Here is a 21,258-nt window from a genome sequence, read left to right as displayed (position 1 = left end):
CCCGTTGAAAGTTTTTGAAGAGGGGTCCAGGGGGGAAACTTTTTTCAAAAAGTTTCCCCCCTGGCCGCCGGAGGCATCCTCAAACGTATGCGGCAAAAAAAAGCGACAGTCATTCTAGCCATGGCCGCGCTGGCGGCGCTGGTCCTGATCGCCTTTGCCGGCGTGCTGGCGCGGCCGGGCATGGTCGGCCATACCTGGGACTGGGGCATTCCGGCCTTTGCCGAGCAGTTCCGGGCCATGGCCAGGCACCATTTTTCCACCTGGGACGCCTATTTCGAGACCGGCCGCTACCACTATTTCAAGCTGGAGCTGCTCTACTGGCTCATCCTGTGGCCGTTTTCCCTGGCCGGCGGCGAGGCCGTGTCCAAGTGGCTGCCGCTGGTGTTGACGTTTTGTTCCGGCGCGGCCATGTGGCCGCTGGCAAGGCGGCAGGGGCTTTCGCCCGTGTTCGCGCTTTTCGCCGCCGTGTTCTACGCGTTTTCCCCGTATGCGCTCTCCCGCATCGTGGCCGGGCACATGCCCATGCTGGCCGGCTATGCGCTTTTGCCGCTGGTGATCCTGGCCGCCCAAACGCTCATGGAACGCGTGGAGGGGAAACGGCGCGGGATATTTTATTTCACGGTGCTGACCGGCTTTCTGCTGGGGCTCACCTCGCTGCATCCGGGCGTGGGCATGAGCGCCGCGGCCATGCTTTCCATCGCCTTTGCCTGGCGGCTTTTTTCCAGCCGGCGCAAAAAGACGCTCGTCGCTTGTTTCGTGGGCATCGGCCTTGTGGCCGTGGCCATGAACATCCACTTCATGGCCCCGTTCGTGGGCGATTATTTCGGCAAGGGGGCCATCCGCCACGGCTGGGGGCTTTCGGTTTCGGCCGAGGGCGACGTGACCGTGGACACGGAGCTGCCCAGGCGCGAGGCCTACCACCAGTCCACCAGCCAGCCCATCGACGCCTCGGCGCTTTTGCGCCTGCGCCAGGGCATGGACACCGAATACGTCTATCCCATTCCGACCGGCATGGCCGTGCCCTGGTACGCCGCCGCGCTTGTGGTCACGCTCGGGGTGTTCGTCTACGCCTTTCGCCGGCGCAAGACGCCGGAGCTGACCGCGCTCTACGTCACGGCCATCATCGGCGTGCTGCTGGTTTCCGGGTCGCGCACCCTGCCGGGGATGCTTTTCTACCAACTGCTCCTCAAAAAAACGCTGCCCATCCTGTTCGCCGCCTTTTCCAACACCACCCGCTGGCTGCCCCTGGTGGTGCTGCCGTACGCCCTGCTTTTCGCCCGGGCCGCCGCCGATCTGGCCGGGGTGTGGAAGCCGCGCGTCACGGCCCTTGCCGGCGCGGCAACGGTGCTCGTCTTTGTCTCGCCGTTTCTGGCCGGCGGGCTCACCCGGCCCTTTGACGCCGCTAAGGACATCCAGCCGCTGACCATCAAGCAGACGCCCATCGGCAAGGAGGACGCGGCCGTCTACAGCTATTTGCGCGACCGCCGCGACGATTTCCGCGTCACCTACCTGCCGCCCATCGGCATCACCTGGCCCGGGGACACCGACTTCACCTTCGAGTGGACCTCGGCCTATTCGCCCAAGCCCTTTTTCATGGCGTTTAAGACCCAGCCCCTGGCCGAAGCGATTTTCCCGGGGCTTTACGCCGAGCATCCGAACACGCGGCTGGCGCGGCTTTTGGCCCTCGGTTCAGGCCGGTTCCTGGTCTACCCCCACTACGCCCACGCCTACACCTACGACGATTTCCAGCCGGCCTACCGAGCCCCGTCCGTGGTCGACGGCTACAAGGACTACAAGCCCGTGCTCGACGCCAATCTGGCCATGCAGCGGGGGCTGGCCGCGCTGCCGCTTTTCAGCGACGTGGACCTTTACGAAAATACGGAGTTCTTGCCCCTGGTGCGGCCCGGCGACCGGGTGGCGGCGGTGGAAAACGTGGGCACGGCCAGGGTCGTGAACCCGGTGGTGGCCGCCCTGTCCGAGGAAGTGGGCCTGCCCGGCTACGATCCCGGCACGGTCTATCTGCGCGCCGGGCATGATGCGGTCTTCCTGAAATTTCTGGACACCATCATGGGCCGGGGGGCGAAGGACAGCCGGCTCATCTACGAACGCGCCACCGACGCCAAGCTGGCCGTGTCCAGGCCGGTGGACCGCCTCAAAACGCCCACCGTTGAATTTCGCCGCCTGGGCCCGACCCGGCTCCGAGTGCGCCTGCACGGCGTGACCGCCGGTTTTCCCCTGGTTTTCCAGGAGACCTTCCACACCGGCTGGAAGGCGCTGCTCGTGCCGCGAACGGCCGCCGCCCTGACCGGAACGCGGGAAACGCCGCCGTCCCTGGCCACCTATGCCCCCCTGCCCGTGCAGGGGTCGGACGTCGCCGACGCCGCCACCCTTGCCGGGTACCTCAGGGACGGCATCGTCTCGACGCTTGGCGACGGCCGGGAAAAGTCGCGCCACGCCTTCCTCTACGGTCCGGGCGGCGCGGTGGTCGGCAAAAACGACAGGCGCTTCGTCGTGGACTACGTTTCGAAGCTTCGGGCCGGGGCCGTGCAAAACGACAACCTCCCGGACGGTGGCCCGTTCGAGGGCTTTTTCCCGGGCCGCTTTTCGCCCAAGGACGCCGCCGCCCTGTCGCATCCCCTGAACCCGGCCGGCTGGGCCGTGACCAAAGTCGGCAAGCCCGTGGCCTGGCCGGACGCGCTCCATGTCGAGGCCTACGGCTACGCCAACGCCTGGTGGTTCGACCCCGCCCTGCTGTCGCTTCTGCCCCGGGCCACGGCGACCACGCCGGGCTACTACGCCGTGGGCAAGGACGGCCGGATCGACTGCGAAGTGCTCCTTTCGTTCGCCCCGCAAAGCTCGTACATCATCGGGCTTATGCTCAGCGCGACCGCGATGCTCCTGTGCCTTGTCATCATCCTGACCGGGCCGTTTTTCTTAAAACGCCAAGGGGTGTCCCAATGACGAACCTGCATGCTCCCGCCACCTTGCCGGTCCCGGTCAGCCGTGGCTTTGGCGGAGCGGTTTTTCTCGGGCTTTTCGCCGTGCTGGCCCTCATGGCCTGTTTCAAATACCTGGCCCTGCATTCCACGGTGTTCGACCTGGGCGTCTTTTTGTCCAACCTCTATTCCCTGCACCGCTACGGCGAGTGGTGGCGGGCCTTTCTCGGCCATGCCCAGCCGCTTTTGCCGCTGTATGCCCAGGTCTACCGGCTCGTGCCCGACCAGGCCGCGCCGCTGGTGCTTCTCACCGTCCAGGGCCTGGTCCTGGCCCTGCCCGCGCTTATGGCCGCCAGACGTTACGGCATGCTGGCCGCCCTGGCCTATGCCCTCTATTTTCCGGTCTGGACCAACGCCCTGTTCGATTTCCACCTGGACCACCTGCTCATTCCGATCCTTTTCGCCTTCCTGGTCGCCGCCACGTCGGGCCGGACGCGCCTGGCCTTCGTGCTGGGCCTGCTCCCCTGCCTGGTGAAGGAACCGTATGCCCTGACCACGATATTTTGCGGCGCGTATCTGGCCTTCGTGGCCGAGGAGCGCAAGGCGGGCTGGGGGCTCATGCTCCTTGGCGCGCTGTATTTCTACGTCGCCACGGCCTGGATCGTGCCCTACTGCACGGCCGACGGCGGCCTCGGCGCCGCAAGCGGCGGCTATGCCTGGCTCGGCGGGGGTCCGGGCACGGCGCTCGCCACCTGCCTGCTGCATCCGCTGACCGTGCTCGACGAGATGTTCGGCGTGGCCGGCAAATGGAAATACCTGGGGTTCCTGTTCGGGGCGCTGCTCTTTTTCCCGCTTTTCCGGCCCAAGCTCCTGCTGCCGGCCGTGCCGGCCCTGGCCCTGGCCCTGCTGTCCACCCAACCCAATTATTACGGCTGGGCCAACCACTACACCGCCGGCGCGGCCGGAGTACTTTTCTTCGCCTTTTGCGAGGTGCTCGGGCCGGTGCGCATCCTGGCCCGGCAATCGGGCATCGGCGCGCACTATTCCGGATTGGCGCTTTTTACGGCCCTGGCTGTGGGGCACGTGCTTTTGGCCCCCTCGCCCGTGTCGCGCCTTTTTTTGACCACGGACAATTTCGCCTTCTCCATGGAGGCCTATGAACCCACGGCCCGCGACGCCGCCATCCTGGCCGAGATCCTGAAAGCCGTGCCGCGCGACCCGGACCTGCCGGTGGTGGCCCAAAACACGCTCAATTGGGGCGCGCTGGCCGAGCGGCTCGACTACAACAGCTTTCCCCTGGGCGTTTTTACGCCCCATCCCGTGCGCGACCTGTCCAAGGCCAGCTTCGGCGATTTCTGGAAATTCGTGCGCACCGGCAAAACCGACCTGCCCGTGCGCTCCTGGCAGGCGCAGTACGTGCTGCTCGACCTGACCCGGCCGTGGTTCGTGCTGGACAAGGGCTGCGAATTCCAAAACGGGGCCTGCCGGGACAAAGAAGTGGCCAGGGAATTTTCCGAACTGGTCGACCGGGCCAAGGCGCAGCTCGAGACCGTCTACGACCAGGGCGGCTTCCTGATCCTGCGCCGCCCCCAGCCCAAGCCCGCGCCCGCTCCGGCGGCCCAGACGCAACCGGAAGGGGAGGCTCCCGCCGCGCCCGGCACAGCCCCGATGTCCCCGGACGGCCAGACGTCGCAAGCGCCGAATGCCGCGCCCGGGGCCGCAGCGCCCGAAGCGGCGCCGGCCGGACAAAACGCCGTCCGCCACGCCCCCGACGCCCGCCGCACCGGGCGGGCCGGCCGCGACGCCGGCTCCGGCGACCGTCGCGCCCGCAAGCCCGCATGAAGAGGTGGAAGTGGAAGTGCTCGACCGCTTCCCGACCCAGTATCCCCGTAAAAAGGCCAAGCCGGCCGGGGAAACGCCAAGCGCTGCACAGCCCGACGCCGCCGGTTCCGTCACCCCGGAAACGCCGGCCACGGATACGCAGCCGGTCAAGGAACACAGGCGCTCACGCCGCCACCGGGAAGCGACCGAGAATCCGGCTCTGGCCCCGACACCGGCCACGGGAGGCGACAATGCTCCCGCGCCGTAGTTTTTACGCCGCCGTCCGCCTCCTCGCCGCCACCTGGGTCGTCCTGATCGCCTTGGCGACCATCCGGGTCGCCCCGGCGGGGGCCCTGGACCTCGATCCCAGCCCCCAGCGCGCCCCGGTGCGCCTGCCCGGCGACATTTTCGGCGGCAAGGGGCCGGTCGACGGCACGGTGCGGGTCAAAATCGGCGTCAAGAAAATCAAGTATTCCCGCGTGCTCGAAACCGCGCCCCTGACCGTACCCGCAGGGGGGGACACGAACGCGGCCATCCGCGACCTGCCCCTGACCGCGCCGGACGGAAAAAAAGAACTGGCCTTCGGCCGGTTCAACGAAGTGGGGCTGACCCTGCGCGACGCCGATCCGGACAATCCCAGTCTGGCCGCGCTTGCCGTGCGCACGCGGCAGGGCCGGTCGTTCGTCAGCGATCCCCTGGAATGCGTCTCCCGGCTGGGCCAGGCCTACCTGGAAGCCGCCGCCGCGCCGGACGCGTCCGTGCCCGTGGCCCGGGCCGAGTGGGCGGACAAGACGCCGCTCTATCTCATCCGCCGGGTGCTCGATCTCCCCTTCGACGACGCCTGGCACGTGGCCGAGGACGGGCCGTCCACCTTTTTGCAGCGCCGCTTCGACCGCGACCTGCTCGACATCGGCGCGGTGGACCTGATCCTGCGCCGCCCGGTCCCGGTCCAGGTCAACCTGGTGGCCGCGCTGGACCCGGCCCATCCCCGGGCGCGCACGGTCCTCGACTGGTACGGGCTGGCCAAACGCACCTTCGAGCTCCCCGACGGCCGCACCGTGCTGCGGGTCTATGTCGGCCGCTACCTGCGCGAACATTACGCCGGCATCAAGGCGGCGAAACTCAAAGAAATAAGCCTGATGTTCTTCCGCCAGGACGCCGCCGAAGTCCGGCGCGACAAAGTGGTGGAGCGCCTGGTCTTTACGCCTTCCGGCCTCGACGCGGCCGCCGTGGCCAAGGATGGCCTGCCCGGCCGGCTGCCGACCAGGGTACGCGAACCCTTTACCGGGGTCCGGCGCGTCTTCGTCAACATCGCCCCGGCCGCAGCGGCCATGGGCGCGTCCGATACGGCCACCGCCACCTTGCGCTTGCTGCCCATGGCCCCGAAACTTCCCGGCGGCGCGTCGGTGGAGGACGCCTTCCTGGCCCTGGTTTCGCCGCGCCGCGACACCCCCGCCTTTCTGGCCGCCGCCGACGAGCTGGCCACCAGCCTCGGCGCGGCCCCGGACATCGACCGGCCCGACGGCGGCGTGACCGTGACCCCGCTGTGGAGCCTCGCCGCGCCCTTTGCTCCGGCGCAACAGCGCTTCGCCTTTGGCGACGCCCGGACCGAAACCCCGGTCTTCGTCTCGGGCGCGCCCAGCCTGTTGAGCGCCCCCGGCGGCGTGCGGCTCTACCGCACGGGACAGGGGCTTTCCGTCGAGGGCCGGGCCGACCGGCTGCGCATTCCGGTCACGGCCGCCTTCACCCCGGCGGCGGACACGGCCTATTTCTTCCGTCTGGACATCGGCCGCGCCCCAGGACTCTCCGGCGTCTTCCTGGACGTCTTCGAAACCTCCGGCGGCAAGCCGGCCAGGACCTACGCCCTGCGGCCGGGCACGCCGACCCGGCTTGACGGCCTGCCGCCAAGCGTTGCCGGCGCGACCCTGCGCTTCACCTTCACCGGCCGCGAGTTCGCCCTGCCCTTCACCCGGGCCATGCTCGCCGCCGTGCCCACGGGAAAGCCCCACCAAGGGCTCTACGCCGCCCGGCTGCCCTGGCCCGTGACCACCGCCGCCAGACCGGACAAGGCTGCGGGCCCGGGACGCTTTTCCCCGCTGACGCCCTTTGGCCGCCTTTCCTGGCTGACCGCCGCCTACAGTCTGACCGGCGATCCCGTGGCCGTATCCATTGCCGGCGGACAACCGGCCATTCCCGACACCCGCTCCGGCATCCTGGCCGGCAGATTGGCCGACGAGCCGAACGCCGTGTTGCCCGGCGCCGTGGACGTCGCCGTTTCGGGCCGGGACGGGCGGGCCCCGGGCAGCCTGGAACTGACCCGGGCCGCCTTTTCCGGTCAGGCGCAGGCCGACTGGCGCGCTATTTTCGCGGCCGGTCCCCTCCTCGACCTCGGCGGCAAACGGCTTTCCCCGGGCAACCTGTCCGAGGAAGCGGCCGCGCGCCTGCACGCCGCCGACGCCTGGCTGGATATCGGCCCGGCCGACCTTCCGGCCCAAAAGGCCTCGGCCCGCTTTTTCAGCCATCCCTGGTACGACGTGGCCGGACTGTGCTTCGAGACCAAGGCCCCCATCGACGTCGGCCGCTTCGCCGCCCCTCCCCACCCCCGGGGCGCGGGCCATGAAAATACCCTGACGCGCGCCCTGGCCGCGGTGGCGCTTTTGGCCGCCGTCTGGCTCGGCCTGCGCCTTGTCGGCCCGGCGCGCCTGCGCGCACTGGCGGCACGGCCCGCCCGCTGGCTGGCCACGCCCCCGGCCGATCCCCGCGACGCCCGCCGGGAGATGCTCTGGGGCCTTGGGGCCTGCGCGGCGCTCCTGGCCGTCAGCCTGGCCCTTAGCGCGGCCGCGTCGCGTCTGGTTACGCCCCTTGCCGCCATGGCCCTCCTTCCGGTATGGCGGGTGCTCGCGCCGGCTGTGGCCGCCCGGCTGTCCCGGCGCGCCGCGCCGCTTGGCGCATGGCTGGCCGAGGATCCCGGCCGGCCGTATTTCCTGGGCTTTTCCCTGTCGCTCGTGTTCGCCGCCGTGCTGCGACTGGCCATGCTGGCCCGTCCGGCGGAATTTCTGGTCCAGGCCGGGCTTTACTGTTTCCTGGCCGGGCTGTACCTGGAGCTTGCGCCGGACCGGCGCGAAACCGACGCCAACTCCGCGCGACCGCCCGCGTCGTAAGCCTACGTATCCATCGCCCCTTTCAAGGACGTGCCCGCGTGAAACGCTTTCTCAAGCAGAATTTCGTCATCCTCATCCTGCTCAATTCCGGCAACCTCTTCAATTACCTCTTCCAGCTCGTGGTCGGCCGGTCCATGAGCCCGGCCGATTTCGGCGGGTTCAACGCGCTCAATTCCACCATGGTCATCTTCGCCGCGCCGCTGGCCATCGTGCCGTTGGTCATGGCCCGGTTCACGGCCCGGTTCGTGCTGACGGACATGGGGCTCGTGCGGGCGCTGCTCTCCCGGGCCGGGCTTTACGCCACAGGGCTCGCCGTCGTCGCCTACGGCATCGGCGCGGCCTGCCTGCCGCTTATCCAGTCCTTTTTGCACATCGAATCCCCCACGCCCGTGCTGCTCATGCTCGGGGTCATGGCCGGATCGTTCATCCTGCCCGTGCCTTGGGGCATGCTCCAAGGGCTCCAGCGCTTCACCGGCTACGGCATCGCCGGCGCGTCCAACGCGCTTTTCCGGCTGCTCGGCGCGCTGCTTTTCGTCATGTTCCTCACCTGGGGCATCAACGGCGCGCTGCTTTCGAGCCTCACCGGCATCGCCGCCGCCATCGCGGTCAACTGCCTCTTTTTGCGCGACGTTTTCCCCTTGAAGGCCTCCCCCCTGCCCAAGGGACTCATCAAGGAAGTCGGCACCTATTCCATCGGCATGCTCATCTCGTCGGTCATCGTCATGGTGCTCGGCAACCTCGACCTGGTGCTGGTGCGCCACTACTGCGACGCCGAAGGCGCGGGACTTTACGCCACGGCCGCCATCCTCGGCCGCATCGCCTTTTACCTGCCCTCGGTGCTCATGAGCGTGCTTTTCACCGAAGCGGCGTCGGCCAAGGAGTCCGGCCGCAACGACCTGTCCTCGCTGTGGACGTCCATGGGCCTGACCGCCCTTCTCGGCGGCGGATTCGCCCTTTTCTGCCTTATCGCCTCGAGCTTCGTGGTGAAGCTCCTTTTCGGCGCGAGCTACACCGCCGCCGGGCCGCTTTTAACCGTCATCAGCGGCGCCATGGCCCTCCTCGCCGTGGCCAACATCCTGTTCGTCTATTTCCAGGCCCGCTCGGAATTCGGCTTCGTCTGGTTCCAGGTGGCCGGGGTCGGTCTTTTCCTGGGGCTGGTCACGGTCTTTCACGACACGCCCATGACCGTGGCCTGGCTCCTTTTTTCCGGCATCAGCGTCATGCTCGTCGGGTCGCTCGCGTGGCTCCTTGTGCGCGTGCGTTCCCGCAAACCCGAGGTAATGCCCCATGCAGGTTGAGTTCTACCGTCACAGCCTCGAGGAAAAGGACATGGACAATGTCCTTGCCGTCCTGCGCTCCGTTTTTCTGACCTCCGGCCCGGTCGGAGCCAAGTTCGAGGCCAAGTTCGCCGATTTCACCGGCATCCCCCACGTGGTGGCCCTGTCCTCCTGCTCCGGGGCCATGCACCTGACCCTGCTCGCCCTGGGCCTCGCCCCGGGCGACGAGGTCATCACCACGCCCATGACCTTCATCGCCACCTCCACGGTCATCATGCACTGCGGGGCCAAGCCCGTGTACGTGGACGTGGAGCCCGACACCGGACTGCTCGACGCGTCCAAGGTCGAAGCCGCCATCACGCCCCGCACCAAGGGCATTCTGCCCGTGCACCTCTACGGGGCCATGTGCGACATGAAGGCCCTTGCCGCCATCGCCCAAAAACACAACCTCTTCATCGTCGAGGACTGCGCCCACGCCATCGAATGCTCCCGCGACGGCGTGCGCCCGGGCGAAATGTCCGAGGCCTCGTGCTACAGCTTCTACGCCACGAAAAATCTCACCTGCGGCGAGGGCGGGGCTATCGCCTGCCACGGCGCCGACATGGCCGCCCTGGCCCGGCAGCTCGCCAACCACGGCATGAGCAAGAACGCCTCGGGCCGCTACCACGGCAAATACGAACACTGGGACATGGTGGCCGAAGGCTGGAAGTACAACCTGGACGATATCCGGGCCGCCCTGCTCGTGGACCAGCTCGACCGCCTGCGCGGCCTGCGGCAGCGCCGGCAGGCCATCGTCGACCGCTACGACGCCGGATTCGCCGGCGCGCCGGGCATCACCCGCCCCCGCGCCCCCGGCACCTCGGCCCACCACCTCTACACCCTCTGGGTCGACCCCGAACGCCGCGACGCCATCCTCCACGAACTGAAAGGGCGCGGCATCGGCGTGGCCGTCAACTACCGGGCCATCCACACCCTCACCCACCTGCGCAACACCCTTGGCTACGCCCCCGAGGACTTTCCCGAAGCCTACCGCATCGGCCTCTCGACCATCACCCTGCCGCTGTACCCGAAACTCGCCGACGACCAGATCGACTACGTCATCGAAACCGTCCGCGATGTCGCGAAGTAGGACAGTTTGAAAAGCTGCCGGGGGAAAACCTTTCTGAAGAAAGGTTCTTCCCCCGGGCCCCCTTTCCAAAGACTTTCATAAATAATGACGGTGAGTCACAGACGATAGTAGAAAATTTGGGAAGGGGAGAGCGCGAGAGGGGAGAACCCTTTTTAAAGGGTTTCCCCTCTCGCATTTTTTGTTTAGGAGCCTCTTATGAGTGGGAATACCTTTGGCACTGTTTTTCGTCTGACCACGTATGGCGAGTCCCATGGCCCGGCCCTTGGCGGCGTGGTGGACGGCTGTCCGCCCGGGGTGCCGCTCGATGCCGCCCTTATCCAGCGCGACCTGGACCGTCGCCGCCCCGGAGCCGGGGGGCTTACCGGCACGGCCCGCAAGGAGCCCGACGCCGTGCGTCTGCTCTCCGGCGTTTTCGAGGGCGCAACCACCGGCACGCCCATCGGGTTCGTGATCGAGAACACCAACCAGCGCTCCCGGGACTACGAGGAAGCCAAGAACCTGCTGCGCCCGGGCCATGCCGACGGCACCTACCTGGCCAAGTACGGCCGGCGCGATTATCGCGGCGGCGGCCGGTCCTCGGGTCGGGAGACCGCCGCCCGGGTGGCCGGCGGGGCTATGGCCGGCGCGTTCCTTACCGGCTGCGGCATCGAGGTTACGGCCTACACCGTGGAATTCGGGGGCATCCCGGCCACTGCCGTGGACATTGCCGGCGCGGCGGACAGGCCCTTTTGCGCCCCGGACCCGGCCATCGTGCCGGCCTGGGAAGCGCGGGCCAAGGAGGCCATGGCCTCGGGCGACAGCCTGGGCGGCATTGTGGAGATCACGGCCACGGGCGTTCCGGCCGGGCTTGGCGAACCGATCTTCGACAAGCTCGACGCTAGGCTCGCCTATGCGCTGATGGGCGTGGGCGCGGTCAAGGGCGTGGAGATCGGCAACGGCTTCGCCGCCGCGCGCCTGACCGGCTCCGCCAACAACGACCCCATCGTCACCCCGCCCGAATCCAACCATGCCGGCGGCATCCTGGGCGGCATCGCGAACGGCCAGCCCATTGTGGCCCGGGCGGCGATAAAGCCCATCCCGTCCATCGCCGTGCCCCAGCGCACCACGGACATTGCCGGCAATCCGGCCACGATCGTGGTGGGCGGCCGCCACGACCGCAGCGCCATACCGCGCGTGGTGCCGGTGCTGCGGGCCATGGTGCAGTTGGTGTTGGCCGACATGACGCTTTTGCAACGCACGGTGCGTTAGGCCGACGGGATGCGCGGACACGCGAAGAGGTTGGCCGTGTCCGTGCATCCAACGGTTTTTTCAAAGAAAATTTTCCGAAATTTTATTGTCGGCGAGGTGACATGCCTACTGTTTCTTTTTGACTCGTCGAAGCCTTTTGCTGCCCCAATTCGTCCCAGTATACTAATATAATGAAATAATTTACTATTTCAGACAATCTCACAAGCCCTTTCACTTCATGAAACACGGGAAACTTCCTGTTTTGTCTTGTATTCTTCCGCAACTTCTCGTACTCTTTCAATAACCTGTGGGTTTCTTGATATTTTTCCCGTGGTGCGATCTTTGCTTAGTTGACGCCTGCACGGACGTTTCGTCACGCAATCCACCGATTCCAACCGGGTCATGAGGGGTCGTGGGTCATCATGATCGGGTGTTGGCGACGATTATCCCGCTGCCGCAAGATCGCGCTGCCGCATAAAGAAGGAGGCGAATATGGATGTACCGAGCAAGAGTAACAAAGCTTGGCAAGAAATTGTGACGGGAAAGAAAACCTACCAGCTCAAGTTCCTTGCCGCCAAGATCCTGCTTGGGCGCCTGACGCGAGCGGTGAAGGAAGACCCTTCGCCGGAGAACATCAGCGCCAGCGTCGATCAACTCTATGCTATCTTCGCCAACAATGTGAATATGCCTAGCGTTCAGGACGATCTGAAAACCATCTTCGGCTAGAGGGGGAAAGCGACATGCGACAAACTATTTCCAAAGTAGCTGATGTCAAGCAGTTGATCGAGTCGGGACGCAAGCTTCTTCTGGCCGGTGACGAGGACGCCCTGCGCCAGCTGCCCCAAGGCGACTGGATCGGCGGCACGATCCCGTATTTCATTTCCAGCGACAAGGGCGGCATGTCCAGCCGTGAGCTCATCTGCGCCACGGACATCACCGACATGGTCAGCTCCGTCGAGATCGTGGGCTACGACGAGGCGAGCCTGGCCCGCGTGTACGCCGAGGGCCCCAAGCACGGCTTCAGCTTCATCATCATCCCCGCCGCCAGCAAGACCCATCTGTCTTTTGCCCTGAACGGCCCCAACTATAAAGATTTCGGCGTCCGGCCGCTGATCGGCTGGATCGCGGGCGTCCATCTTTCCGACCTGGGCAAGAAGACCCCCAAAGTCATCAACGGCCGCACCGGCGACGTGATCGAGGAAGGCGCCCTCGTGCTCCAGGCCCAGCTGCCCGAGGGCAAGGTGGCCGAAATCGGCATCATCAACCTGTTCGAACAGGGCGACGGCGACATTCTGACCTTCACCTCCGACGACTTTGCCGCCAAGGACGTGATGGTCAACGGCGAAAAACGCAACTTCGCCGCCTACATCGTGAAGAACAAGCTCGACACCAAGCTGCCGCTTGTGGCCGACTACTACGGGGCCATGGTCAACATCAGCTTCCAGGACGTCGACGAGGTGGAAGGCCAGGTGAAGTTCTACGCCCCGGTCTTCTCCGGCATCCGCTACAAGCACGCCAAGCCCGTGGCGGATTACGTCAAGGAGTTCAACAACCGCCTGAGCAAGGAATGCTCCATCGAATCCGACCGGGTGGCCTTCTCCTGCAACTGTATTCTCAATTACCTGTATTCCGAACTGGAAGGCAAAAAGACCGAGCCCTTCACCGGACCGGTCACCTTCGGCGAAATCGCCTACCAGCTCCTCAACCAGACCCTGGTCTATCTGGAAATCATGGACGTGTAGCCTCCGGTCGCCAAAGCGCGACCCACCCATGCCCATCGGGACCCATCGTTTACGCGATGTCCGTTGGGCCGCCACCGTCAACCGGAAGACGGACCGACGTTTCCGCGGCGTCGGGGCGGCCACGCGGGCTAGGCGATAGTCCTCGAGGAAAGGAAGGCCGTGAGCCGGGCGCAAGCCGGGCAAGCGGCCTTCCCCATTTCCAGCTTTGCAATGAAGACCGGGGGGAAACCTTTCTTGCAGAAAGGTTCTCCCCCCAGGCCCCCCTTCCAAAGACGCTTAACGGTTACGGTGCATTCTCGTCACCACACCTGTAACCATCGAAAGTTTTTGGGAGGGGAGAGCGCGAGAGGGGGACCCTTTTTTCAAAAAGGGTCCCCCTCTCGCACCTCTTTCCCTTCTTCCCCTCTCCCCTCACGACGTCTCGTCGGCGCGGCGCAAGGCGTTTATCTTGTCCACGAGGTAATTTTCCAGTTCGCGCCGGTCCTTGCGCAGGCGCACCAGTTCGGCCTCCAACAGGCGCATCTTCTCGGCCATGGCGGCGTTCTCGTCGCGCATCGCCCCGAGCTGCTCCCGCAGCCCCTCCACCGTCTCTTCGGGCAGGGCCGGCTGGACCGGCGGAAAATGCCGCTGGAACTGGGCCATGATCGACCGGGCGATTTCCGTGCCTATACCGGCGGCCATGGCCATGACGGCCGGCTCGCCGCCGGAAAAGGCCGCTTCGCCCGCGGCGACGGTCGTTGCCGCCGAATGGTGCGCGGCGACAGCGGAAACCGCCGTCCCGGAGGTCGGTTCGTGGGTCGCGTTGACCGGAAATTGCCGCATCAGCTCGGCCCGCACGTCCGCCGCCGAGAGTCCCTGGCCGAGCAACCGGCCGATGGCCTGGAACACTTCCACCGCCTCGGGCCGAAACCGCTTGCTGCGCCCGCGCCCCACGCTTGGCAACACCGCGTCGAAGCGGTTCTTCCAATAGTGGAGCGTGGATTCCGGCATATCCAGCAGCTTGGCGATGGCGGCCACGGAGTACAAGCGGTTTTCCGACACGGCGCATTCCCCGGAGCTATTTTATAGAAGGCCGCTGGGGGAAACTTTTCTTGCGGAAAGGTATTCCCCCCAGCCCTCCTACCAAAGACGCTTCAAAGGGCACATATCCGATGCAACACCCTAACGGATAAAAAGATTAGGAAAGAAGGGCGCGAGAGGGGAGAAACCTTTTCAAAGGCTTCCCCTCACGCATCGTCTATACGATAGAAGCGGCCCGCGCCGGGTGTCAAGGCGGCGGGCCCTCTTGCGGGGCGGCGGGCAAGGGAGTAAACCTCGTACGTTACAAATCCACCCGCGTTGTGACGCAATCGCGCACAATCGTCGACGAACGCAGCCAATTCTCCATGGAGTCGTAACCCTGGCTGGCTATGCCTTGTACGGTTTGACGGGTGGCCGCTCGGCCCGTCTTCCTTAAGACGCCATCCCCCGAGGTGATGACATGGAACAAAGCGAACGTCCTCACATTTTTTCCCTGACCCCGTCTTTCGGCGGAAGCTTCACGCGCCGCGCCGTCGCCCTGGCCGAACCCTTCCTGGCCAAGGCGCTGTCGCTCGCCCCCATCGAGGACATCTACCGCGCCATTCCGAACGGCCTGGACGGCGGCGCCTTCGTGGACGCCGTGCTCGACGCCATGGACGTGCGGGTGCGGGCCTCGAGCGAGGAGCTGGAGCGTATCCCCAAATCCGGGCCGGTGGTGGTGGTGGCCAACCATCCCTTCGGCGGCCTGGAAGGATTGGTGCTGGCCAAAATGCTTTTGACCGTGCGGCCCGACACCCGGATCATGGCCAATTTCCTGCTCTCCCGCATTCCGGAGCTGCGCGGGCTCTTCGTCTTCGTCGATCCCTTCGGCGGCTCCTCGGCCACGGGCAGCAACATCCGGCCCCTCAAGGAATGCCTCCGCATCCTGCGCAAGGGCGGCCTGCTCGGCATCTTTCCAGCCGGCGCGGTGGCCCACCCGCATCTGGAGAACGGCCGGCCGGCCATCAGCGACCCGGCCTGGAGCGCCACCGTGGCCCGGCTCGTGCGCAAGACCGAAGCCACGGTCGTGCCCATCCATTTCAGCGGCCGCAACAGCCGCCTGTTCCAGGTCCTGGGGCTCGTGCATCCGCTTCTGCGCACGGCCATGCTGCCCCGGGAATTCTACAACAAATGCGGCCAGGCCGTGGAAGCCCGCATCGGCACTCCCATCCGCTACGACCGTCTGGCCAAGGTTTCGTCCTGCGACGAGGAGGCCGATACCTGCATCACCCGCTACCTGCGCCTGCGCACGGAACTGTTGCGCAATCGCCCGGACAAGCCCCGCCGCCGACCGCCGCTTTTTCCCCAGAAAAACGTCGGCCACCAGGAAGCGCTGATCCCGCCCGTGAGCCCGGCCCTGCTGGCCGACGAAATCGCCGCGCTGGCCCCTGGGTCGGTTTTGCACCAAAGCGGCGAGTTCCAGGTCATCGAGGCCAAGGCCGCCGACATTCCCCTGATGCTTCGCGAGATCGGCCGCCTGCGCGAACTGACCTTCCGCCGGGTGGGCGAAGGCACGGGCAAGGCCTGCGACCTCGACGGGTTCGATCCCTTCTACCACCATCTGTTTTTGTGGAACGCCGAAAAACGCGAAGTGGCCGGGGCGTACCGCATCGGCCGCACGGACGAGCTGTTGGCGGAGAAAGGCCCGCAGGGGCTTTACACCAGCACGCTTTTCGTGCTCAAGGCCGCCTTTTTCTCGCGCATAAGCCCGGCGCTGGAGATGGGCCGGTCCTTTGTGCGGCCCGAATACCAGAAGAGCTATTCGCCGCTCCTGCTGCTCTGGAAGGGGCTGGCCCAGATGGTCGTGCGCGAGCCGCGCTACCGGGTGCTTTTCGGCCCGGTCAGCATCACCAACGACTACAAGCACGCCTCCAGGCGGCTTATGGCCAGCTATTTCGAGGGCAACGTCACCAATCCCAACCTGGCCCGGCTGGTGCGGCCCAAGACGCCGCTTCGCGGCCAGACCTGGCTGGCCCGGGCGGCCAGGACCCTGGTCGAGGACCTCGACGACCTGCTGGCGCTCATCGACGACATCGAGGCCGACCGCAAGGGCATCCCGGTGCTTTTGCGCCAGTACCTGAAGCTCGGCGGCAAGATCCTGGCCTTCAACGTGGACAAGGGCTTCGCCGACTGCCTCGACGGGCTGATCGTGGTGGACCTGCTCCAGGCCGACCGTCGCCAGCTCGAGCGCTACATGGGCAAGGACGGGTTCGCCAGCTTCACCGCCTACCACCAGGCCCAGGCGGCCACGGCCGACGCCCGGACGTCGGAGGAGCGCTGCGCCTAGCCTCGCGCCCCATCCCCCACGCCAACGAAAAAGCCGGAGGGAATCATTCCCTCCGGCTTTTTTATTACCAGGACGCATGCGTGAAGGCCTAGCCCGCCCGCTTGTCCGCCTCGTCATCGCCGGCCCGTGCCGGACGCGCCAGGAAAAGCCCGCCGCCAAGGCCCAGGGTCACGAGAGCCACGCCCCCGGCAAAGCCCCTGGAACGGCCGAGGCCGGAAAACCACGCTTCCAGCTTTTCGGCCAGGACCAGTCCCTTGCCGCCAAACGCCTCCATCCGGCGGTTGTAGGCCTTGGTGTCCTCCAGGCGTTGCGGATAGGCCACCCCGTCGATGACCACGTAGCCCGACAGTTGCGCCTGCGCGCCGGCCCGCTGCCATATCCAGGCGGACAGGCCGAGGCCGGCGATCAGGATGCACATGCCCCAAAGCCGCCTGCCCCGAAGGGAATCCGCGTTCACCGGCCCTCGGCGGCCTTGGCCGGGGTGTAGTCGCACAGGGGTTCCGGGGCCATGTAGTTGCCGGACATGGTGTAGGCCCTGGCCCGGCAGCCGCCGCAGACGCGGTGGTATTCGCACACGCCGCATTTGCCGAGGTAGTCGTCCTTGTTGCGAAACTGGAGGAACTGGGGCGAGGTGCGCCAGATTTCCGGAAAGGGCGTTTTGCGCACATTGCCGCAGTCGAGCTCCAGGTAGCCGCAGGGCTGCACCTGGCCCACGGCCGAGATGAAGCAGAATCCCGTGCCGCCAAGGCAACCGCGCGTCATGGCGTCCATGCCGAAGGTGTCGGGATTGACGGCCACACCCTCGGCCTTGGCCCTTTGGCGCATGATGCGGTAATAGTGCGGGGCGCAGGTGGCCTTCAAGTGCATGCTGGTGGTCTTGCGGAAATCATAGAACCAGTTGAGCACTTCCTCATATTCCTTGGCCGTGATGATCTCCGCCCCGAGCTCCACGGCCCGGCCCGTCGGCACGAGCAGGAAAATATGCCAGGCGGCGGCCCCGAGGGACTCGGCCAGCTTGAAGATTTCCTTGAAGTTGCCCATGTTGTGCTTGGTCACGGTGGTGTTGATCTGAAATTCCACCCCGGCCGACTTGAGATATTCGATGCCGCGAAGCGCGCCTTCGAAGGCCCCGGGCACGCCCCGGAAGGCGTCGTGGTCGGCGGCGTTCGGCGCGTCGATGGAGATCGAGCAGCGGGCGATGCCGGAATCCCGGATTTCGCGGGCGTTTTCGGCCGTGACCAGGGTGCCGTTGGGAGCCATGACGCAGCGCAGGTCGCGGCTTCTGGCATGGCGCACCAGGTCGAAGATGTCCGGGCGCAACAGCGGCTCGCCGCCGGTGAAGATGATGATGGGGCTACCGGTTTCGGGAAAGGTGTCGATAAGGGCCTTGGCTTCGGCGGTGTCGAACTCGCCGGGCCAGGGATCGAGGCAGGCCTCGGCCCGGCAGTGCTTGCAGGCCAGATTGCAGGCCCGGGTGACCTCCCAGGCGATCAGTCGCAGGGGCGGCATGCCGGCGGGACCGGCGGGATGGGCGTTATGGGGATGACCGTGGCCGTTGGCGTGGGGATGCTGCATATGGGGATCTCGGACCCGAAGGCGGCCGGACGGTCGCCGGGTCCCCTCCTTTGTGGCGTGATGTGCGCGCGGCCGCGCCGGCAAGGCGCGCGCGACCGGACGGTCCGCTTGATATAATGGTTGGCCGCCCGGTGGCAAGGCGGACGGGAGACAGAGGCATGGATACGGTCGATGTGAGCCTTGTGACCTACACCTACAACGACGGCCGCTTCGTGGACGGGCTTTTGGCCGCCCTTGCCTCCTGGACCCTGCTTCCCCGGGAAGTGGTGGTGGTCGACGACGGCTCGGCCACGCCCTACGCGCCGCCCCCCTGCCCGGTGCCGGTGACCCTGCTGCGCCACGAGACGAACCGGGGCATCCCGGCCACCAAGCACGAAGGCATTTCCGCCGGATCCTCCACCTCCCTTTTGGCCATGGACTGCGACACCCGCGTGGTGCCCACCTGGCTCGAAACCTGCCTGCCCCTGGCCGGACGGGAGGATATCGGCCTCGTATCGGGGCCCGTGGCCTATCTTTCGGGCGACGACCTGGTCTCGCGCTACCAGCGCGCCTTCGGCGACAACCACAATCTGGAAAAGGACGGGGTCACGGACTTCGCGCCGGGAAACGTCTTCCTCCTGCGCCGGGCGGTCTGGGAGGCCTGCGGCGGCATGGCCGGTTTCGGCGGCGAGGTCTGCGAGGACCATTTCCTGTGCGGCCGCATCAAGGCCCTGGGGCTTTCGCTGTGGGTGGACCGGCGCGCCCGGGCAAGGCAGACGCGGCGCATCACCCGCCTGGCCATGTCCCAGCGCTACTGGAAATGGTGCCGCGAACCGGTGGTGCGCCGCGCCCTTACCTGCGAGGACCTTCCCGGCTACATCCTGGCCGTTTTGGGCCTGCCCCACGCCGAGCGCGTGGAAACGTGCATCACCCTGGAAGAACCAATGTTTCTGTACCTGGAGGCGCTGTACGTAAGCTACACCGTCCTCGACGTGCTGGACGCCGCCATCGCCGCCGGCAAGGCCGATGCCGCGCTCAAGGCGGCCTGGTGGGCCGGGCTTGCGGCCCTTTTCGCCGGGTACGGGACACTCTGGGCGGTGCTGCGGGCCGACCTGACAAGGCTTGGCCAGCCGCCCCGGCCCGGTTTCCCGGCCGGCGCGGACAATCCCTTCGCCCCGTCCCTGGCCGCCCTGGACGCGCTCAAAACGAGTTCGGTCTTCGCCTGGATGGCCAAGCAGGGCGTGCCAGCCATGCTGGCCGAGGAACGGGCCGGAACATTCGATTTTTCCTTCTACGACGCCACGGCCGGCGGCGGGCGCTAAACGCCGACGCATCCGGAACCACGCCCCGAGCGGGCCAAAACCCCAGGAGGACCCTATGCACCGGACACGGACCTATCGCCTGCTTGCCGCCCTGCTGCTTTTGTTGCTCGTGCCGCAAACCGGCCTGGCCAAGTCGCAGGCCTTTGGCCTCACAGCGCAACAGATCGATTTCGTCCGGCTGCTGCCGCCGCCGCCCGTCGTGGGATCGGCCATACAGCGCGCGGAGATGCGCTTGCTCATGACCCTGCAAAAATCCCGCACCCCGGAACAGGTCGCCCTGGCCCAGGCCGATGCCAAACGCACCGTCTTCCGGTTCACCGACGCCATAGGCCCGGCCTTCACCGCCGACAACCTGCCTCTGACGGCGGCGTTTTTCGACATGACGCGCACGGCCGCCGACGCCTTGATCGGCCCGGCCAAGGCACATTTCGACCGCCCCAGGCCCTACGTCACCAATCCCGACCTGACCCCCTGCCTGCCCAAGCCCCACAATGCCTCCTATCCCAGCGGGCATTCCACCTTCGCCACCGTCACCTCCATCATCCTGGCCAACATGCTGCCCGAACACGCGGACGCCATCTACGCCAGGGCGGAAGTCTATCGGTTCAATCGGGAACTGGGGGGCGTGCACTACCCGAGCGACGTGGCGGCGGGCCGCATCGCCGGGACCGTCATCGCGGCGTTCCTGTTCGACGATCCGGTCTTCATGGAAGCCTATGCCCGGGCCCGGGCCGAAACGCGCCGGGTCCTCGGCCTGCCGCAATAACGCAAACGTCCCCGTGAACCGGGCCGGGGATTTCGATTTTCCCCTTTACGATATCACGGCCGCACGCGGCTGCGCGAGCCGGCCCGCGCCTGTCAAAAAAGACTTTCCCGCAGGCGCGCGGCAACCTCCGGATGGCGGTCGTATTGGTGCAGCACGGCAACGACGTCGCCTTTGCTGTTGCACACGGCCCTGCGGGCATCGAGCGGCACATCCCCAGGCGGCACGAGCCCCATGTGCAGGACATGGGGCGTGTCGCTGCCGTGCAGCCGGACGAACGCCGCCCCGGCAGCGTGCACGATCCGGTTGTGGGCGGCCTGGTCCGAGCCGAAAAAATCTTCCGCCATGGCCGCAAGCTCGTCGGTCAACGCGTCAAGATAAGCCAACATGGAATCCCTATCGCCGGCAGTGACGCCCACGCAGGAAATGGGCCTGTCCGCGAGTTCCCGCAGCGCGTCTTCCCCGTAGGCCCGGCGCATGGCGTCGGCATTGAACGTTTCCGAGCCAAGGCAATGGTCTTCCCGCTCCAGAAAACAATGCGCTCCGGTCTCGCTCAGGCCCGTAAACGGGTCACGCTGGAAAGCGACATCGCGCACGTCCGTCAGCATGAGCCGCTCCAAGCGGTCCTTTTGTCCAAGCAGGAATTCCCGAAAAACGAAAAAACGCCCCCCCGTCACCGTGTACCGCTTGTCGGTGCGCTGCGAGGCGCAGGGATAAAGCTCCACGCCGAGGCGCTCCAGCACGCGCAAAGCCCCCTGGTCCATATCCCAGACAAAAAGACATATCCGGCCGGCGTATCCCGTTTTCTTGAGCGAAACGACAAACGGCAGCACCTGCTCCAGGGCGTAGCCGGTGGCCGCGCCGAGCACGGCCTGGCGGACATCGGTCGACTGTTCCATGACGCCTTTCCCCGCAAGCCCGGCCTGCCGCGAAAACGCGACGTCCCCGAAGCCCGGGCCGGATCTTCGGGGACGCTGCCG

The 21,258-nt window shown here is 66.4% G+C and carries 16 protein-coding genes; 12 read left to right on the top strand and 4 right to left on the bottom strand.

Annotated elements, in window-relative coordinates; translation table 11 throughout:
• Positions 1 to 87: 87 nt before the first annotated feature.
• From DESFRDRAFT_RS02880 to DESFRDRAFT_RS02840, 9 genes are all read left to right on the top strand, one after another.
• Complete coding sequence (locus DESFRDRAFT_RS02880; protein ID WP_005990923.1) at positions 88 to 2,961, top strand: glycosyltransferase family protein; 2,874 nt, start codon at positions 88 to 90, stop codon at positions 2,959 to 2,961.
• A complete protein-coding gene (locus DESFRDRAFT_RS02875) occupies positions 2,958 to 4,778 on the top strand; it encodes a DUF2079 domain-containing protein (protein WP_005990922.1) in 1,821 nt (606 codons plus the stop codon). The genes DESFRDRAFT_RS02880 and DESFRDRAFT_RS02875 overlap by 4 nt, the downstream gene beginning before the upstream one ends.
• Positions 4,779 to 4,788: 10 nt before the next feature.
• Positions 4,789 to 5,025 carry a hypothetical protein gene (locus tag DESFRDRAFT_RS02870; RefSeq protein WP_005990920.1) on the top strand — a complete coding sequence of 79 codons (237 nt, stop codon included), beginning with the start codon at positions 4,789 to 4,791 and terminating at the stop codon, positions 5,023 to 5,025.
• Positions 5,009 to 7,918, top strand: coding sequence for a hypothetical protein (locus DESFRDRAFT_RS02865; protein WP_005990918.1), 2,910 nt, complete (start codon positions 5,009 to 5,011; stop codon positions 7,916 to 7,918). The genes DESFRDRAFT_RS02870 and DESFRDRAFT_RS02865 overlap by 17 nt, the downstream gene beginning before the upstream one ends.
• Positions 7,919 to 7,956: 38 nt before the next feature.
• Positions 7,957 to 9,216, top strand: a complete 1,260-nt coding sequence (locus tag DESFRDRAFT_RS02860) for an oligosaccharide flippase family protein (RefSeq protein WP_005990916.1) — start codon at positions 7,957 to 7,959, stop codon at positions 9,214 to 9,216.
• The gene (locus tag DESFRDRAFT_RS02855; RefSeq protein WP_005990914.1) at positions 9,206 to 10,324 is read left to right on the top strand and encodes a DegT/DnrJ/EryC1/StrS family aminotransferase; all 1,119 of its coding nucleotides are present in this window, start codon (positions 9,206 to 9,208) and stop codon (positions 10,322 to 10,324) included. Before DESFRDRAFT_RS02860 ends, DESFRDRAFT_RS02855 begins: the two co-directional genes overlap by 11 nt.
• Before the next feature lie 195 nt (positions 10,325 to 10,519).
• The gene (gene aroC / locus DESFRDRAFT_RS02850; RefSeq protein ID WP_005990912.1) at positions 10,520 to 11,572 is read left to right on the top strand and encodes a chorismate synthase; all 1,053 of its coding nucleotides are present in this window, start codon (positions 10,520 to 10,522) and stop codon (positions 11,570 to 11,572) included.
• A gap of 471 nt (positions 11,573 to 12,043) precedes the next feature.
• Positions 12,044 to 12,277 carry a hypothetical protein gene (locus tag DESFRDRAFT_RS02845; RefSeq protein WP_005990909.1) on the top strand — a complete coding sequence of 78 codons (234 nt, stop codon included), beginning with the start codon at positions 12,044 to 12,046 and terminating at the stop codon, positions 12,275 to 12,277.
• 14 nt (positions 12,278 to 12,291) lie between these two features.
• A complete protein-coding gene (locus DESFRDRAFT_RS02840) occupies positions 12,292 to 13,293 on the top strand; it encodes a DUF6976 family protein (protein WP_005990907.1) in 1,002 nt (333 codons plus the stop codon).
• 411 nt (positions 13,294 to 13,704) lie between these two features.
• Here DESFRDRAFT_RS02840 and DESFRDRAFT_RS02835 read toward each other — a convergent pair whose 3' ends face one another.
• Complete coding sequence (locus DESFRDRAFT_RS02835) at positions 13,705 to 14,334, bottom strand: helix-turn-helix domain-containing protein (RefSeq protein WP_005990905.1); 630 nt, start codon at positions 14,332 to 14,334, stop codon at positions 13,705 to 13,707.
• A gap of 439 nt (positions 14,335 to 14,773) precedes the next feature.
• Here DESFRDRAFT_RS02835 and DESFRDRAFT_RS02830 point away from each other — a divergent pair, with 439 nt between their 5' ends.
• Positions 14,774 to 16,639, top strand: coding sequence for a lysophospholipid acyltransferase family protein (locus tag DESFRDRAFT_RS02830; RefSeq protein WP_005990903.1), 1,866 nt, complete (start codon positions 14,774 to 14,776; stop codon positions 16,637 to 16,639).
• A gap of 88 nt (positions 16,640 to 16,727) precedes the next feature.
• On the opposite strand, the gene DESFRDRAFT_RS02825 is transcribed toward DESFRDRAFT_RS02830, so the two are convergent.
• Both DESFRDRAFT_RS02825 and ahbD read right to left on the bottom strand, forming a co-directional pair.
• Positions 16,728 to 17,096, bottom strand: coding sequence for a hypothetical protein (locus DESFRDRAFT_RS02825; RefSeq protein WP_144004884.1), 369 nt, complete (start codon positions 17,094 to 17,096; stop codon positions 16,728 to 16,730).
• Entirely contained in the window at positions 17,093 to 18,214 is a 1,122-nt protein-coding gene (gene ahbD, locus DESFRDRAFT_RS02820; protein ID WP_005990899.1) for a heme b synthase, read from the bottom strand. Before ahbD ends, DESFRDRAFT_RS02825 begins: the two co-directional genes overlap by 4 nt.
• 158 nt (positions 18,215 to 18,372) lie before the next feature.
• Here ahbD and DESFRDRAFT_RS02815 point away from each other — a divergent pair, with 158 nt between their 5' ends.
• A complete protein-coding gene (locus DESFRDRAFT_RS02815; RefSeq protein WP_005990897.1) occupies positions 18,373 to 19,515 on the top strand; it encodes a glycosyltransferase family 2 protein in 1,143 nt (380 codons plus the stop codon).
• 55 nt (positions 19,516 to 19,570) lie between these two features.
• A complete protein-coding gene (locus tag DESFRDRAFT_RS02810) occupies positions 19,571 to 20,281 on the top strand; it encodes an acid phosphatase (RefSeq protein WP_005990895.1) in 711 nt (236 codons plus the stop codon).
• Positions 20,282 to 20,373: 92 nt separating this feature from the next.
• Here the strand turns inward: DESFRDRAFT_RS02810 and DESFRDRAFT_RS02805 are convergent, their stop codons facing one another.
• The gene (locus DESFRDRAFT_RS02805) at positions 20,374 to 21,177 is read right to left on the bottom strand and encodes a hypothetical protein (RefSeq protein WP_005990893.1); all 804 of its coding nucleotides are present in this window, start codon (positions 21,175 to 21,177) and stop codon (positions 20,374 to 20,376) included.
• Positions 21,178 to 21,258: the final 81 nt, after the last annotated feature.

Origin of the sequence: Solidesulfovibrio fructosivorans JJ], assembly GCF_000179555.1 — a bacterium.
GTDB lineage: Bacteria > Desulfobacterota > Desulfovibrionia > Desulfovibrionales > Desulfovibrionaceae > Solidesulfovibrio > Solidesulfovibrio fructosivorans.
This window is presented reverse-complemented; position numbering and strand designations above follow the sequence as displayed.